Origin of the sequence: Brevibacterium sp. VCM10, assembly GCF_000583215.1 — a bacterium.
GTDB lineage: Bacteria > Actinomycetota > Actinomycetes > Actinomycetales > Brevibacteriaceae > Brevibacterium > Brevibacterium linens.
Genome location: NZ_JAJB01000092.1, coordinates 1 through 763, shown reverse-complemented (window position 1 = coordinate 763; position 763 = coordinate 1). Strand labels below are relative to the sequence as shown.

At 67.5% G+C, this 763-nt stretch carries 1 protein-coding gene; it reads left to right on the top strand.

Annotated elements, in window-relative coordinates:
• A partial coding sequence (locus AD89_RS0117180; protein WP_025780826.1) for a molybdopterin-binding protein occupies positions 1-636 on the top strand: 636 nt, incomplete at its 5' end.
• Positions 637-763 lie beyond the last annotated feature (127 nt).

Here is a 763-nt window from a genome sequence, read left to right as displayed (position 1 = left end):
GCCGCCGAGGCGGCCGCCGGGATCAACGACGCGAACTCCGTGACGCTGAACGCCGGGCTGCGTCGCCTGGGCGTCGATACCGAGGCGGCGTTCGTCCCCGACGACCCACAGCAGCTGCTCGACCGAGTCCGCGACAGCGATGCGGAGCTCGTCATCTCCACCGGGGGCATCTCGAAGGGAGCGCACGAAGTCGTCAAGCTCGCGGCCGACCTCGATGCGGATTCTTCGATGACCTTCGAACCGATCGCCATGCAGCCCGGGGGACCGCAGGGCTGCGGACGCCTGGCCGATCATGCGTGGGTGGCGCTGCCGGGCAACCCGGTGAGCACACTCATCAGCTTCGAACTCTTCATCCGGCCCGCCCTGCTCGGACTGGCCGACCACGAACCGCCCCGCGAGGCCGGCCTCCACCGACTGGCACACGGATTCGACGAAGCCCCTCCGGCCGGAAAGCTGCAGGTGCGCCGCGCCAGACTCACCGACGCCGGTCTCGAATTCGTCGGCGACTCCCGGTCCCACCTGCTCCACAGCTATGCCGAAGCCACGCACCTCGTCTTCGTCTCACCCGAGGAGGCGGGAGCAGACGATCCGTTCTCAGCTGTGGGAGATAGGCTGTTGACGTGGAAGATCGCATGAAACTCAGCCACGTCGACGCATCCGGAACCGCCCAGATGGTCGATGTCGGCGACAAGGACGTCACGAAGCGCCGAGCCGTTGCCTCCGGCCTCATCACCACTCGTGCCGAGGTCATCGACCTCATCGC